We start from the raw sequence: 12867 nt of genomic DNA on the forward strand, positions 1-12867 counted from the left end.
CCATGGAGCGTATTTTAACAATACAGCAAGACGTTTACCTGCGGTTTTGTTAACACAAATATGGCTATGGTTGGCACCCTTGGGTTAAACGTAGTAGATGGGCGCATTTTTTGGTGCACAGCCCAAGAAGAGATCATTAGCCGCGCTGGAGGCCGAAGAGTTTGGCGTTGCGCTCGGCGACCATCATGTTGATATCGGCGATTTCCATCTCGCCGTCAATGTAGGGCTGGTAGGTGCCATATGGATTGCCGGCTCCCAAGCTGCAGCTTCCGCAGTTGTCGCAACTGCCGTTGCCGCAGCCCACGAGTGCCAGCTAAATAAGCTCCTCGCTTTCGGCACGCGTCGTGTCCTTGATGAGCTTACTTTTTGCCATGACGTATCCTCGATTCGCTTGTAACCGTCAGCCGCGCTTGTCTTGTAGATACCGACGGGCTTTGCCCATCATAGGTTTTTGCGCGGGTAGAATGCATGGATAACTTGATGCTTACAGGCGACGGAAAGGAATCGCTGCATGGATCAGGACAAGACAACCGTGATGGGCGGCTACGGTTCCGCGCAGGCTGGCGATAGCGCCGATGCGACCCGCGTTGTTCCCAACCCCGGCTATACCGACCCCGCCGCGACGCAGCCTTCTGCCGAGCCCACCCGGGTTATGGACTATGGCGACACGGCGCAGGATTCTTACGCTGCATCTTCGCATGGCCCCTATGGCAACGCAGCTCCGGACCCGTTTGATTACGCGCCGCAGGATTCTTATGCCGCCTCGACGCCGAATCCCTATGATGACCTGCCGCAGAATCCCATTTCGCAGCCTCAGCAGACGACGTATATGCCTCGCACGGCGCAGCCTCGCTACGGGTCGCGGGAGCCGTATCGCGAGTACCCCAAGTCGATTCCGCAATATGGCGAGGACGAGGAGAAGAAGCCGTCGCGTTCGTCGAGCGTGATCAAGAAGATCCTCATTGTGCTGGCGATCTTCTTTGCCCTCTCGATTGTGTTCGCCATTGTGTCGGGCATGCTCAACAAGCGAGGTGCTACAACCAGCACGACGGCCGAGCAGACAGAGGTCGCCCAGGTGGGTGCAGTAGAGCTGGGCGATATCCCGGGACAGTACTGGTCCAACGCCAAAAAGATTCTCAAGTCGCGCGGCGCTGATCTTTCGAATGCCGTGGTTCTGACTGATGATGGCTCAACGCCCGTCGTCGATGCCAACTGGGTCGTTACTTCTGCCTACTATAACGACAACGGTAACCTTGAAATTCAACTCACGCATAAGAACAGCTCGGGCAACTCGTCCGACGGCCAAAGCGGCACCGACAGCTCGAGCTCCAACATGCTGGAGGACCTGAGCAACAAGGCGCAGGAATTGGGAGACAAGGCGCAAGAGCTGGGCGATACGACACAAAACCTGGGCGATACCGCGCAGAACTTGGGAGACATGGCGACAGATGCCTGGAACGCCCTACAAAACGGCATTTTGGGTGCACAGGGAAACTAGCGGCCGAGCGGAGCGGGGTTACAGCTGCTCTGCCGGACGCTCGGGCGAGCTAAAGCCCGAGTCAAATGTGACGACGCACGAGACATCGGGCCGGCGCTCGTGCACGATGCGCGTGACGAGCTCCAGCAGCTCCTCGTCGGATATGTCAAAGCCGTCGGGACGCACCAGGTCAAACGAAACGAACCCGTCGTGCTCGTGCAGGTCGTGGATGGAGAGCGCGGGATCGATCTGCATGACGCCGCGCTTGACCCAGCCGCGCAGGTCGTCGCCTGTGGTGGCGATGGGGTCGCAGTGCAGCGTGATGTCGATGCCCATCTGGCGCTTGATGTCGTGCTCGATGGTGTCCAGGATCTCGTGGTGCTCAAACGCGTCGCCCTCGCCGGGCATCTCCACGTGGGCGCTGGCAAACTGGCGGCCGGGACCGTAGTCGTGCACCATGAGGTCGTGCGTGCCCAGGACCTGCGGATACGACATGATCTTGTTGCGAATCGCTTGAACAAGCTTAGGGCTGGGTGCCTGTCCCAACAGTGGACTGATGGCGTCGCGCACGAGGCCCATGCCGCTGATGCAGATGAAGATGCCCACGCCCAGGCCTGCCCAGCCATCGAGGTCAAAGCCGGTCGTTTGCGAAATAAGTGCTGCCGTCAAGACCGCGCCCGAGGTGATGACATCGTTTTTGGAGTCCTGTGCTGTGGCGATGAGCGTCTCGGAATCGATTCGGTTGCCCAGTGCGCGGTTGAACGCGGCCATCCAGAGCTTAACGAGCATGGACAAGACGAGGGCGGCTAAGGAGAGCACCGAATATGCGGTGGGGGAAGGCTTGATGATCTTAGTGACCGACTCGAGGATCAGGTTGATGCCGACGGCGCAAACCAGGACGGCGACGAATAGGCCGGCTAGGTACTCATAGCGGCCGTGGCCATAGGGGTGACCTTCGTCTGCCGGGCGGCTGGCAAGGCGGAACCCAAGCAGGCTCACGATGTTGCTCGAGGCATCGGAGAGGTTGTTGAAAGCGTCGGCGATGAGGGAGACGGAACCGGCGAGCAGGCCCGCGATGCCCTTGGCCAGGCACAGGGTGATGTTGAGGCCAATGCAGATGAGGCTTGCGGCAAAGCCCGCGTTGGTGCGGGTGCCGGCATCGACCGGCTCGCCCTCGCTGCCGGGAACAAGTTTATGTACCAGTCGATGAACAAATAGCATGGCGATCGTCCTCACAATCATGTTTAAGGGGATAGTGTAGCTCGCGCGGGGGCGCCGTGCACCGATGATCAGAAAATGCAGCAATAGTCTGCCGGTGCTAACGAGCGAGTCTTCTCGTCTGCCTGGGTGGTCCATTTTGGGCCACATGGGTATGGGCATGTGACTGTTTACTCGACATACTTAATGTCGACAGCCCCTGTGCAAAGGAGGACGTTTCCATGGATGAGATGTTTGCTATTAAATGCCAAAACTGCGGCGGCCCCATGTACTCACACCAGGCTAAGCGCAGCTTTGAGTGCGCCTATTGCGGTGCGGTCATTCCGTGGCAGGCCGATGCGGGGGAGCCCAAAAGCGCCTTGGGCATTCGCCATGCGCCGCTGACGGTTGTCGATGGGCTGCTTAAGCTCACGCACGTCTCGCAGCTCGAGCGCCCGGAGGACCCGGACTGGTATTTCTTTAATTCGCACTGGCGCAATCAGTCGGTCCTGGAACATCTGCTGTGGGATGATCGCGGCACGGCGCAGGAGTTCCAAGATGCCACGCATGTGAGTATTCCTTGCCCCTTCTGCGGAGCGTCCTTTGAGGGTGAGTCAACCCAGCGCGTGTTTGAGTGCCCTTCGTGCGGCAATAAAATCGGTGTCGCTGACCTGCTCAAGCCGGGGACGTTTAGCAAGCGTCTGACCATGGGCGTTGGTGCGGAATATGTGCCCGAGCAGGGTATTCCCTGCGAGATAACGCCGCAGCAGGCGCGTGCCAATGCGCTTGAGCTGGTACGCCAATACCCAGATGCCTTTGCCGGCCACGATGTGGAAGATGCGATCCAAAACGATATGATGCTCTTCTACTTCCCCATGGCACTTGCGGATCTTCGCATGATGGCGTCCTTCCCGGGCAAGGGCCTGAACAAGGAAACCCTGGTGTACTACGAGGTGCTCGACTGGGCATATCCCAGGGCAAACTACCTGGACGTTCGCCTTATGGGCATTCTGGAGCCGTGGGACTTTGCCAAGGTTGGGCCGTTTGACCCGGCCATGCAAGAAGGCGACTTCCGGATTGTCTCCGTCGATGCGTCCACCAAGGACCAGGTGGTCATTGACAAGCTGGCGCTCGACATTGCCGGCAACGATGCCGAGGCGATGCTGGGGCTCAATAAAAAGAGCATCCGCGCCTGGGCGCGCAAGGCCCGCAAGCATAAGGACGGCCTGGTGATGGTGCCGGTCTACTTTGTCGATCGCCCGGCGTCGGATAGCCGCGACGGCGAGCAGGTGCGCATTGCCGTGAACGGCCAGACGGGTCGTACGGCGGCGGTGGTGTTTAGCGACAAGCGCGAGACGCATGTGGTGGCACCGCTCAATCCCAACGTGATACTGTCGAGCGAAAGCACCGTGCACGCCACACCCATCGAGGTCAAATATGTTAAATCGCCGTTCCTGTACCAGATCGTGCGCCGTGGAGACGGCGAGCAACCGCGCCAGGTTGCAGCCGCCGTCGAGGGTTCCTACCGAGAGGAGAAGCCCAAACGCAAGGGCTTGTTCGCTGCGATCTTTGGTAAGTAGGGGAGTGGTGCCGGTTGGCTCGCGAGAGTGCAAAACATCCCGCCCGTGATGGCAGATGTAAATAAACGGTGGAACGGCTGTAAAAGAGTCTTGCCACTGGGTAAAATCAGGATGTGCCGCGGAACCCGCTCCTTAGCTAGTCACACTTCGGAGACGCGGGCAACGCAGGTACAAGTGTCTTAAGGGCCGGCTGCAACCGGCCCTTTCTTTATGACTCCCTTCGCTATCCGTTACTGCTTATATTCCTGCCAGATCGAGTAGAGGTTCCGTGCAATGCCGGTCACATACATCGAGAGGCGCAGGATTTCAAGAAACAAGTTCATAGGCTTCACCCCAATCGGAGATCGGAGCGTTGCCCGCAGGCGGATTCCGCGGCAATCATAATTCTACCTCACGGGCCGCGGTGGAGGATAGCCTGCCCCCTGGTTTGGAGCAGTGTCGACCTAACGGGCAATCAAGCCTCTAGCTCTCTTTGAATTGGGCAAGCATCTGCCCGAAGAAGCTTAGTTCGGATGGCTCATAAATGAGCGAGCCGCCATCTTCGGTCCGGTAGACCCCGCAGGGGAGGTAACGCCCGTCGGGGAGGACATAGAGGTTGGCTTCTTCCTTCAGTCCTGCTGGAAATAGCGGAATCCCGTTTTCGTCCACTTGGAACTCGTCTATATTTGCGATCTTCCTCTCCATGACGCCTCCTGCCTTATTTCTTGAATGGCGCCCTAAAACAGACAGCTCTCAATCAGCTCTTTTCCGCATAGGGCGTCGACCCACTCCTGTGGGATGGTTTTGAGACCGTAGGCCGTGCCGGCGAGGGCGCCGGCGACGGCTGCGGTGGTGTCGGTGTCGTCGCCCAGGTTGACGGCGGCAAGCACGCAATCTTCGTAACTGTTGGTGTTGACAAAGCACCAGGTAGCGGCTTTAAGCGTGTCGCGCACGAAGCCGCCGGACCTGATTTCGTGCTCGGGCACGCCTTTCAGATGGAGTGCCCACGAGGGGAGCACGTCGTTCATCACATCCCTCATCAGCTCGACATATATGATGCATGCGTCGGTTGACGTTCTGTGGGCGTGCGTAATCGCGGAGACCTTGCTGACCTCTTCGTCCGTCGCATCGGTGAACGCCAGGGGAGCGATGCGCATGAGCGATCCGTTGCCATTGTCGCGCTCGCCGGAGCCACCTTTGCCGGCGTGCAAGGCGCAGGCGGTCGTACCACCGTAATCGAAAACGCCGTCAATCGTATACTCGCCACGGGCAATCCAGCTTACGAACTTGTCGCGCATGTCTGCGGTGTCGATATGCCCGAGCTCCCTAATCGAGTCGCAGGTGGCAAGCGTCATAGATGTGTCGTCGCTCCAAGTGCCGGCGGGCTGCCCATGCGTGCCGTAGCCGATCATGTCCGTGCATTCGAACGTGCCGCGGGGCCTGAACTCGTAGGGAACGCCCAACGCGTCGCCGACGGCAAGCCCGTAAATACAGTCGCGTAGCGTTGTTTTCGGTCTGTCTGTCATGGGAAACACCTCTCGTACTTTGGATTGAGGATGCGCGGCTACCTGCGGCAATATGTTCAGTTCGATTCGCGACGCAGTGCGTCGCGAATCGAGAGAACTCAATAGTCAATATGCCAAAATGGTATGCCTAGACGTCTCTTTACACGGCAACAGGCATTTCTTTTGGGCGTCCTGCCTTTGGAGCGTCGGCGAGTCGTGCCTCGATGGAAGCTTTGGATACCATGCGCTTGGTGCCATCCTTCCATGAATCCAACAGTCCAGCATTTATCAGTTGCGATACTCTTGCCGAGCTAACGCCAAGTATGCGCGCGGCATCCGCTGCGGTGACGGCGGGGATATCGTTGAGTTCGCGACTGACGGCCACGGCGATAATCTTGCCACTGTGCTGCGGCTCGTGGCCAAAGTCCGGCGCAGGCAGGTCAACGCCGCCCATTAGGTGGTCATCGACCATGCATGCGAGAAAATCAGCGGCGCTTTCGACAGCGTCGTTTAGGTCGGATCCGAACGTTCCACCTCCGCCCAGCGAGCCACATGGCACAGCGTCGACAACGCCGTCCGAATCAAAGAACTCGAATTCCCATACGTAAACCATGTAAGACCTCCTTTAAAAAGCGATGCGAAATGTGATGAGGATGAGCTATCGAAGCCCTGCCTGCCTTAGGATTCTTTTGGCAATTTGCTCCTCGATCTCTCGATGGCGTTTCACGAGCACGAGCTTGTCGCCTTTGACGAACTTCTCGTGATTGGTGCCTCCTTTCGAGATGAAGCCGGCTTCTTCGAGGATACGGATCAATTCGCGTCTCTGCATCTCAGCCTCTTTCAATAACTATATATTAGCACTTACTAAGGGTTTTAGACTTAAATCTTAGCCATTGCTAATCCCTTGTTTTATTTCACCATCCTTGGATAACGGCTTATAGTCCTTGCGGTATTAGTTTATTTGCTCGTGCGGACACGATTTGGTGCTCCGTGCGCGACCGCGAAAAGGGTTTGCGGTGACTAAAATGTGACCATAGAGACAGTTTTAGCGAGCCCCACGGGAGTGACGCGCATGGACAACAATACGCTGCTATTCCAGGACAAAGGTTCGGGTAGGTTTAAAGACGTTAAGATCTACCCGAATCGCCTTGAGGTGCTTAAGAAGGGCGTTCTCGGCGGCAAGCACACCGAGATTGTCTATCTTAAGGACATCACGGGGGTCAACAGGGTCAAGGGCCGCGACGTTTTCCTGCGCAACAGGTTGTTGACTGCTTGTGTCTTTAGCCCGAGCAGCCGCTTCCAAGCTCAGGAGTTTGTGAATGCGTTGAACATGGTGATGTGACCGGGCGCTTTCGAACACAAAAAGCCGGGATGCAAGGAGTCGCACCTTGCATCCCGGCTGAGCTAAAACGGCGCTGCTGCATGCCGTTGGAGCTTTAGCGCTTGATCTCGATATCCTCGAGCTTGACGTCCATGGCCTCGGTCTTTGCCTTGGCGATGTCGTCGGCAAATTCCAGGGACTTCATCATGGCTTCGACGGCGTCCTTGTGCTCCTCGACGTTGTCGATGCTCACGTAGACGCTGCCGCCGCCTGCTTCGGTGAAGTACTCAGTCGTCACGCCGCCCGAGTGTGTATAGGAAGCGTTGCGCCAAGTCTTACCGTTGTACTTGACGGGGTCATTCTCGGTCCACTCAAAGTTGGTCTTCCACTTTGCCTCGTAGTCGAACAGCTCGTCGGCGTTCTTGTCAGAGTCGAAGACAGGGATGAAGCGGTCGCTGGCGTGCTCGCTCTCGGTGAACTTAAACTGGGCCCTGTCGGCGGTATCGCCTGCGACGTCGGTGATCTCGACGCCCTCGGGGACCTCGACCTTAAACCAGATGAAGTCGGTCCTCATGTCCACGGCCGGCTTTTCTGCGCCGCCGCCCCCACCGCTGCCGGCGGCGCCGCCGCTTCCACCACAGCCTGCCAGGGCAACTGCGGCAAAGAGACTGATGCAGAGGGTGAGAATCGCAAAGGCTTTCTTTTTCATGGTCGTGTCCTCCTCGGTCTGTAACCGTCCATGGATTACCTGTCTTTACTGTACGCGCGAGCGGCTCGTTCGGGTGGGCCACATGTCCCATTCTTGGGGCCGGATTTGCGCCGACAAGTGGCAATATGTCGCGATATAAGTAGGGGAGGACCGGCTGATCCGATCCTCCCCCGGCTGGGCGTCCGATCATGTAATGACTGCGCACGCGATGCTGCGTGCGAGCCCCTAATGCTTGATCTCGATGCTCGAAATCTCGACTTCGCGTGCCTCGGAAACCGCCTCCGCCATGTCATCGGGGAACTCGATGGAGTTGAGGAGTGCCTCGGCTTCTTTCTTGTGCAGTTCGAAGTTTGAGATAAGGACGTAGACGCTTCCCGGTTCAACGTCGGTAAAGAGGAGTGTTGAGATGCCACTGTTGTCCTCGTACGTTCCGACGAGCCATGTCCTGCCGTTATACTCGACGGATCCGCCATCCTTCCACTGGAACGTATCCCCCTTCTTTTCTGCCTGGTCGGCGTGGGACTCCTCAGCTGTCAGCGCTTTTTTCCAAACGGGGATAAAGCGATCGCCCGAGGCGTTCTCATCTTCGGGGAAGGTGAGCTGAATCCTATCTGCATTCTTGCCGGCGGAGTCGCTTACGCCGACGCCCTCGGGCATCTCGACCTTAAACCAGATAAAGTCGGTCTTCTTGGCAACGGGGGCTTTTTCCTTGCTCTCGCTCTTGGCGGCGCTGCCGCCCCCGCCCGATGCGCTCCCGCCGCAGCCGACAAGGGCAAATGCGGCAAAGAGGGCGATGCAAAGGGAAAGGATTGATAGGGTCTTTTTCTTCATGGTGGCGTCCTCCTTGTCTGTTAGGGGCATCGTGTGCAGCGGTTCGCCAATCGGCGGTTGCGCATGCACTGATGGCTTTATTTGCTGTGCGGTGATTCCTCCGTTCTTTGTCCGGCGCCGTGGCGAGCGTTGCCCCAGCATGGGGCTCCTTATCTATATGTATGCCCCAGTTGCCGCCGTCCGAGAGTCCCGAAACGTGGGCCATGTGTCTCATGTTTGCGTCGCTGCCGCCTATCGTGTGCCATAGAAATCCGCGATGGCCAGGTGCGCTGACGCTCATGTGCTTATGGGCTAGACTTAGCACCATTACGTGTTCGATGCGGTTGGTTGGCGGTTGCCGCCCGATCGATGTATATGACTTGAAGGTGCGTGCGTATGAGCCAAGAGATGATGGATAAAACCTGTCGAGAGTTTGCCGAGGCGCTTGCCGCACGCGAGCCGGTGCCCGGCGGCGGCAGTGCGAGCGCCTTTGTGGGCGCGCTGGGCGCCTCGCTTTGCGGAATGGTCGCTCGTTATGGAGCAACCAATCCCGCGCTTGCGGATCGCGCGGACGATCTGACGCGCACATTTGCCCAGGCAGACGAGTTGGCGCAGGAACTTGTGGGTCTGGTTGCCGAGGATGTTCGTGCATACGGCCAGGTGTCCGCGGCATACGGTATTCCTCGTGATGATCCGGCTCGACCCGCGGTGATTCAGGATGCGTTGCGCGTGGCGGCCATGCCACCGTATCGGATTATGGATGCCTGCGGACGCGCGCTGGCACTGCTCGAGGACATGGCCGACAAGGGCTCGCGTCAGCTGCTGTCAGACGTGGCGTGCGGTGCCGTGTTCTGCCGCGCCGCCATGCAGGGCGCGAGCCTGACGCTTTTTGCCAATACCACGTCTATGAAAGACCGGGCGCGCGCCGAGGAGCTCGAGGCGGCGTGTGATGAGCTGCTGGATACGTGGCTGCCGCGCGCCGATGCGCTGGCGCGCCGTGCCGCCGACGCCGCAAGGAAGAGGGGATAGCCATGGCCGTGCTGCTTAAAGGCGCTCCCGTTGCCCGCGCTTTGACTGAGGATCTCGCTGCTCGCTGCGCGGCTTTGCGCGAGCACGGCGTTGTTCCGACGCTTGCTATCGTTCGCGTGGGCGAGCGCGAGGACGATCTATCCTACGAGCGCGGCGCCCTCAAGCGCTGCGAGAAGGTTGGCATCGAGGCTCGCCGTGTTTTGCTTCCTGCCGATGTTTCGCAGGACGAGCTGATGGCTGCTATCGAGGGCATCAATGCCGACCCTGCTGTTCATGGCTGCCTGATGTTTCGTCCGTTGCCCGCTGGGCTTGACGAGGATGCAGTTGCCGCAGCACTCGATCCCGTCAAGGATGTTGACTCCATGACGCCGGCCTCGCTGCTTACCACGCTTTCGGGGCGAGGCGAGGGCTTTGCCCCCTGCACAGCCGAAGCCGTGCTTGCTTTGCTTGATCATTACGGCGTTGAGCTGGATGGGGCCAAGGTCGCGGTCGTTGGTCGGTCGCTGGTGATTGGCCGTCCCGTTGCCGCCTTGCTTACGGCTCGCAATGCCACCGTGACGACGTGCCATACGCATACGCGGGACCTTGCTGCCGAGTGCCGTGCTGCCGACATTGTTGTTGCCGCGGTTGGACGTGCGCGCACGATTGGCGCGGATGCGGTTCGCGAGGGCCAGACGATCATCGATGTTGGCATTAACTGGGATGAGGACGCTGGCAAGCTGGTGGGTGACGTCGATTTTGTTGCCGCGGAGCCGGTCGTTAACGCCATCACGCCCGTGCCGGGCGGCGTGGGCGCTGTGACGACGGCGATTCTCGCTAAACACGTGATTGAGGCGTCGGAGCGCGCATCGAAATAGGCGTTTTGGGCTGTTTGAGGGGTTAGCGATATACCACGTGGTCAAAAAACGTCAAATATGAGTACTGTTGCCAAGATAGTCACATATGTTTTTATGTCTTTTGGGCTCCCTAGCGATATTTATTCTCGCTAGGGAGCCCATTTTATTGAACCTATGGGGAATAACGTTGTCCTACTTTTGGACAAATGGGGATTTTCGGCACCTATTACAAGGAAATTTGCTGCTACTAAATTGGTGACAGTACTCATATTTGGCATTTTTTGACCACAGGGGTTGCCAGCGCCGTGGTTTCGCCCTTTCTGCGGCGAAGCGATACACTGTTATCGTTTGATTTCTTCGCTCAAGGAGGATGCGCATGCCGTGCACAACGATTTTGGTTGGTAAGAACGCGAGCTACGACGGGTCGACCCTTGTCGCCCGCAACGAGGACTCGTCCAACGGGGTGTTTGAGCCCAAGCGCATGTGCGTGGTGCATCCCGACGAGCAGCCGCGTGTCTACACGAGTGTCCTGAGCCACCTAGCCATTGAGCTGCCCGACAATCCCATGCGTTACACAAGCGTCCCTGACGTTATCCCGGGCCACGGCATCTGGGCCGAGGCCGGCTTCAACGAGCTCAACGTTGGCATGTCTGCAACCGAGACGCTTACCACCAACGAGCGCGTCCGTGGCGCCGATCCGCTTGTCGACTACGTGCCCGCCAAGGGCAACGAGGGTGAGGACGGCTATGTGCCGGCGCAGTCTGGTGGCCTGGGCGAGGAGGACATGGTGACCCTGGTCCTGCCGTACGCTAAGTCTGCCCGCGATGGCGTTCGTATCCTGGGCGACCTGCTCGAGCGCTACGGCACCTACGAGAACAACGGCATCGCCTTTAGCGACGTGGACGAGATCTGGTGGCTCGAGACCATCGGCGGTCACCACTGGATTGCCAAGCGTGTGCCTGATGACGCCTATGTGACCATGCCCAATCAGCTGGGTATCGACAGCTTTGACCTGGATGACGCCGAGGGCGCCCAGGTCAACCACATGTGCTCTGCCGACCTGCGCTCCTGGATGGCCGAGTGGCATCTGGACCTGACGCTGGGCGTTGAGGGCGACGGTCCGGCTGTGGTCTTTAACCCGCGCGAGGCCTTTGGCTCGCACAGCGACAGCGATCATGTCTACAACACGCCGCGCGCGTGGTACATGCAGCGCTGCCTCAACCCCAGCGATGTGTGGGACGGCCCCGACGCCGACTACACGCCCGAGAGCGACGATATCCCCTGGAGCCGCGTGCCCGAGCGCAAGGTGACCATCGAGGACATTAAGTATGTGCTTTCGAGCCACTACCAGGGCACGGAGTACGACTGCTACGGCAGCAAGGGCACGCCTGCCACGCGTGGCGCTTATCGCCCCATCGGCATCAACCGCAACAGCCAGCTCGCCGTGTTGCAGCTGCGCCCCTATGCGCAGCCGGCCTATCGCGCCGTGCAGTGGATGGCCTTTGGTTCCAACTCGTTTAACGCGCTGGTTCCGCTGTACGCCAACGTCGAGACCATGCCCGAGTACTATGCCGATACACAGGCTCGCGTGACGTCCGAAAACTTCTACTGGGCCAACCGCCTGATCGGCGCGCTGGCTGACGTTCGCTTCCATGAGTGCGGCCGCGCCGTGGAGGACTATCAGGAGAAGGTCGGTGGCATGGGCCACAAGCAGATCCATGACGTCGATGCTGCCGCAGCCGTTCTGCCCGAGGCCGAAGTGCCTGCCGAGCTCGCCCGCGCCAACGAGGAGTTTGCCGAGCGCGTGCGGGTGGAGACCGATGCTCTGCTGGGCAAGGTGCTCTACACCACGAGCTGCGCCATGAAGAACTCTTTCGCGATGAACGACAACGTGAGGTAGGGATTTCCCGTCGATCGTATAGCACTAAAACGCTTTGTCGCTTTCGCTCAATCTTGGGTACAAGAACGCCAATGCAGTTGTTTGTGATTGGAGCCAACCATGGTTATGAAACTCGATCAGCTTGTTAACGGTGCCATCAACGTGGGCTTCGGCGCCGCCGCCGTTGCCGTCGAGGGCAGCAAGAAGGTTCTCGACGACCTTAATACCAAGGGTGAGCAGGTGCGCAAGGACGCAGGCGCCCCCGATATCGCCCGCAGCGTGTCCGACATGTTCGAGCAGGCTGGTGGCACTATCTCCGACCTGACCGAGCGTCTGGGCATGCAGGGCGAGACCGCGGCCCAGCGCGTGCTCGACGAACTCATTCTGGCTCGCGTCCGCGTTATGACCGCTCCCGAGCGCACGGCCTTCCTGGCCCATGTGCGCGACATCGTCGATTCGGTCGAGGACAACGTGACCTCGGTGCCCGTCGAGTCCGTTGAGCCCGACGATGCGAAGGATACCGAAGAGGCCGAGTAGCAGCGCAG

Annotated in this window: 15 protein-coding genes; 8 read left to right on the top strand and 7 right to left on the bottom strand. The window is 59.0% G+C overall.

What is annotated here, in order from left to right; translation table 11 throughout:
- The first annotated feature begins 97 nt into the window (after positions 1-97).
- Together DWX25_RS09430 and DWX25_RS02385 are read left to right on the top strand one after the other, a co-directional pair.
- Positions 98-397, top strand: coding sequence for a hypothetical protein (locus DWX25_RS09430; protein ID WP_158557552.1), 300 nt, complete (start codon positions 98-100; stop codon positions 395-397).
- 114 nt (positions 398-511) lie between these two features.
- Positions 512-1498: a hypothetical protein gene (locus tag DWX25_RS02385; protein WP_117794563.1), complete on the top strand. Its 987-nt coding sequence runs from the start codon at positions 512-514 to the stop codon at positions 1496-1498.
- Between the two features lie 18 nt (positions 1499-1516).
- Here the strand turns inward: DWX25_RS02385 and DWX25_RS02390 are convergent, their stop codons facing one another.
- Positions 1517-2698 (bottom strand): cation diffusion facilitator family transporter, encoded by a 1182-nt coding sequence (locus DWX25_RS02390; RefSeq protein ID WP_117798669.1) that lies wholly within the window; start codon positions 2696-2698, stop codon positions 1517-1519.
- 218 nt (positions 2699-2916) lie between these two features.
- Between DWX25_RS02390 and DWX25_RS02395 the strand changes: the two genes are divergently transcribed.
- Complete coding sequence (locus DWX25_RS02395; protein WP_117798671.1) at positions 2917-4254, top strand: hypothetical protein; 1338 nt, start codon at positions 2917-2919, stop codon at positions 4252-4254.
- Positions 4255-4716: 462 nt separating this feature from the next.
- On the opposite strand, the gene DWX25_RS02400 is transcribed toward DWX25_RS02395, so the two are convergent.
- The 4 genes from DWX25_RS02400 to DWX25_RS02415 form a co-directional block, all read right to left on the bottom strand.
- Positions 4717-4938, bottom strand: coding sequence for a hypothetical protein (locus DWX25_RS02400; protein WP_117743010.1), 222 nt, complete (start codon positions 4936-4938; stop codon positions 4717-4719).
- Between the two features lie 32 nt (positions 4939-4970).
- A complete protein-coding gene (locus tag DWX25_RS02405) occupies positions 4971-5759 on the bottom strand; it encodes an ADP-ribosylglycohydrolase family protein (RefSeq protein WP_117798673.1) in 789 nt (262 codons plus the stop codon).
- A 139-nt stretch (positions 5760-5898) separates the two neighbouring features.
- The gene (locus DWX25_RS02410; RefSeq protein ID WP_117743008.1) at positions 5899-6351 is read right to left on the bottom strand and encodes a helix-turn-helix domain-containing protein; all 453 of its coding nucleotides are present in this window, start codon (positions 6349-6351) and stop codon (positions 5899-5901) included.
- 45 nt (positions 6352-6396) lie between these two features.
- Positions 6397-6567, bottom strand: coding sequence for a type II toxin-antitoxin system HicA family toxin (locus DWX25_RS02415; RefSeq protein WP_117734454.1), 171 nt, complete (start codon positions 6565-6567; stop codon positions 6397-6399).
- 243 nt (positions 6568-6810) lie between these two features.
- Between DWX25_RS02415 and DWX25_RS02420 the strand changes: the two genes are divergently transcribed.
- Positions 6811-7080, top strand: a complete 270-nt coding sequence (locus DWX25_RS02420) for a hypothetical protein (RefSeq protein ID WP_117794557.1) — start codon at positions 6811-6813, stop codon at positions 7078-7080.
- A 94-nt stretch (positions 7081-7174) separates the two neighbouring features.
- Here DWX25_RS02420 and DWX25_RS02425 read toward each other — a convergent pair whose 3' ends face one another.
- Both DWX25_RS02425 and DWX25_RS02430 read right to left on the bottom strand, forming a co-directional pair.
- Positions 7175-7768, bottom strand: coding sequence for a hypothetical protein (locus DWX25_RS02425; RefSeq protein WP_117798674.1), 594 nt, complete (start codon positions 7766-7768; stop codon positions 7175-7177).
- 225 nt (positions 7769-7993) lie between these two features.
- Positions 7994-8599 carry a hypothetical protein gene (locus tag DWX25_RS02430; RefSeq protein ID WP_117763150.1) on the bottom strand — a complete coding sequence of 202 codons (606 nt, stop codon included), beginning with the start codon at positions 8597-8599 and terminating at the stop codon, positions 7994-7996.
- A gap of 375 nt (positions 8600-8974) precedes the next feature.
- Between DWX25_RS02430 and DWX25_RS02435 the strand changes: the two genes are divergently transcribed.
- The 4 genes from DWX25_RS02435 to DWX25_RS02450 all read left to right on the top strand — a co-directional run bounded on the left by DWX25_RS02435 (position 8975) and on the right by DWX25_RS02450 (position 12859).
- Positions 8975-9607, top strand: a complete 633-nt coding sequence (locus tag DWX25_RS02435; RefSeq protein ID WP_117763149.1) for a cyclodeaminase/cyclohydrolase family protein — start codon at positions 8975-8977, stop codon at positions 9605-9607.
- A 2-nt stretch (positions 9608-9609) separates the two neighbouring features.
- On the top strand, positions 9610-10464 hold the full coding sequence (locus tag DWX25_RS02440; protein ID WP_117763148.1) for a bifunctional 5,10-methylenetetrahydrofolate dehydrogenase/5,10-methenyltetrahydrofolate cyclohydrolase: 855 nt from the start codon (positions 9610-9612) through the stop codon (positions 10462-10464).
- A 355-nt stretch (positions 10465-10819) separates the two neighbouring features.
- On the top strand, positions 10820-12343 hold the full coding sequence (locus tag DWX25_RS02445) for a C69 family dipeptidase (RefSeq protein WP_117763147.1): 1524 nt from the start codon (positions 10820-10822) through the stop codon (positions 12341-12343).
- A 99-nt stretch (positions 12344-12442) separates the two neighbouring features.
- Complete coding sequence (locus DWX25_RS02450) at positions 12443-12859, top strand: hypothetical protein (RefSeq protein ID WP_055250902.1); 417 nt, start codon at positions 12443-12445, stop codon at positions 12857-12859.
- Positions 12860-12867: the final 8 nt, after the last annotated feature.

This window comes from Collinsella sp. AF18-8LB, from assembly GCF_003459795.1.
Lineage (GTDB): Bacteria > Actinomycetota > Coriobacteriia > Coriobacteriales > Coriobacteriaceae > Collinsella.

Excerpts from the sequence above, each read along its gene's own strand:
- DWX25_RS02450 (WP_055250902.1), top strand. The coding sequence starts at position 12,443 with ATGGTTATGAAACTCGATCAGCTTGTTAACGGTGCCATCAACGTGGGC.
- DWX25_RS02410 (WP_117743008.1), bottom strand. The coding sequence starts at position 6,351 with ATGGTTTACGTATGGGAATTCGAGTTCTTTGATTCGGACGGCGTTGTC.
- DWX25_RS02425 (WP_117798674.1), bottom strand. The coding sequence starts at position 7,768 with ATGAAAAAGAAAGCCTTTGCGATTCTCACCCTCTGCATCAGTCTCTTT.
- DWX25_RS02440 (WP_117763148.1), top strand. The coding sequence starts at position 9,610 with ATGGCCGTGCTGCTTAAAGGCGCTCCCGTTGCCCGCGCTTTGACTGAG.
- DWX25_RS02445 (WP_117763147.1), top strand. The coding sequence starts at position 10,820 with ATGCCGTGCACAACGATTTTGGTTGGTAAGAACGCGAGCTACGACGGG.
- DWX25_RS02385 (WP_117794563.1), top strand. The coding sequence starts at position 512 with ATGGATCAGGACAAGACAACCGTGATGGGCGGCTACGGTTCCGCGCAG.
- DWX25_RS02415 (WP_117734454.1), bottom strand. The coding sequence starts at position 6,567 with ATGCAGAGACGCGAATTGATCCGTATCCTCGAAGAAGCCGGCTTCATC.
- DWX25_RS02405 (WP_117798673.1), bottom strand. The coding sequence starts at position 5,759 with ATGACAGACAGACCGAAAACAACGCTACGCGACTGTATTTACGGGCTT.
- DWX25_RS02400 (WP_117743010.1), bottom strand. The coding sequence starts at position 4,938 with ATGGAGAGGAAGATCGCAAATATAGACGAGTTCCAAGTGGACGAAAAC.
- DWX25_RS02430 (WP_117763150.1), bottom strand. The coding sequence starts at position 8,599 with ATGAAGAAAAAGACCCTATCAATCCTTTCCCTTTGCATCGCCCTCTTT.
- DWX25_RS09430 (WP_158557552.1), top strand. The coding sequence starts at position 98 with ATGGGCGCATTTTTTGGTGCACAGCCCAAGAAGAGATCATTAGCCGCG.
- DWX25_RS02395 (WP_117798671.1), top strand. The coding sequence starts at position 2,917 with ATGGATGAGATGTTTGCTATTAAATGCCAAAACTGCGGCGGCCCCATG.
- DWX25_RS02435 (WP_117763149.1), top strand. The coding sequence starts at position 8,975 with ATGAGCCAAGAGATGATGGATAAAACCTGTCGAGAGTTTGCCGAGGCG.
- DWX25_RS02420 (WP_117794557.1), top strand. The coding sequence starts at position 6,811 with ATGGACAACAATACGCTGCTATTCCAGGACAAAGGTTCGGGTAGGTTT.
- DWX25_RS02390 (WP_117798669.1), bottom strand. The coding sequence starts at position 2,698 with ATGCTATTTGTTCATCGACTGGTACATAAACTTGTTCCCGGCAGCGAG.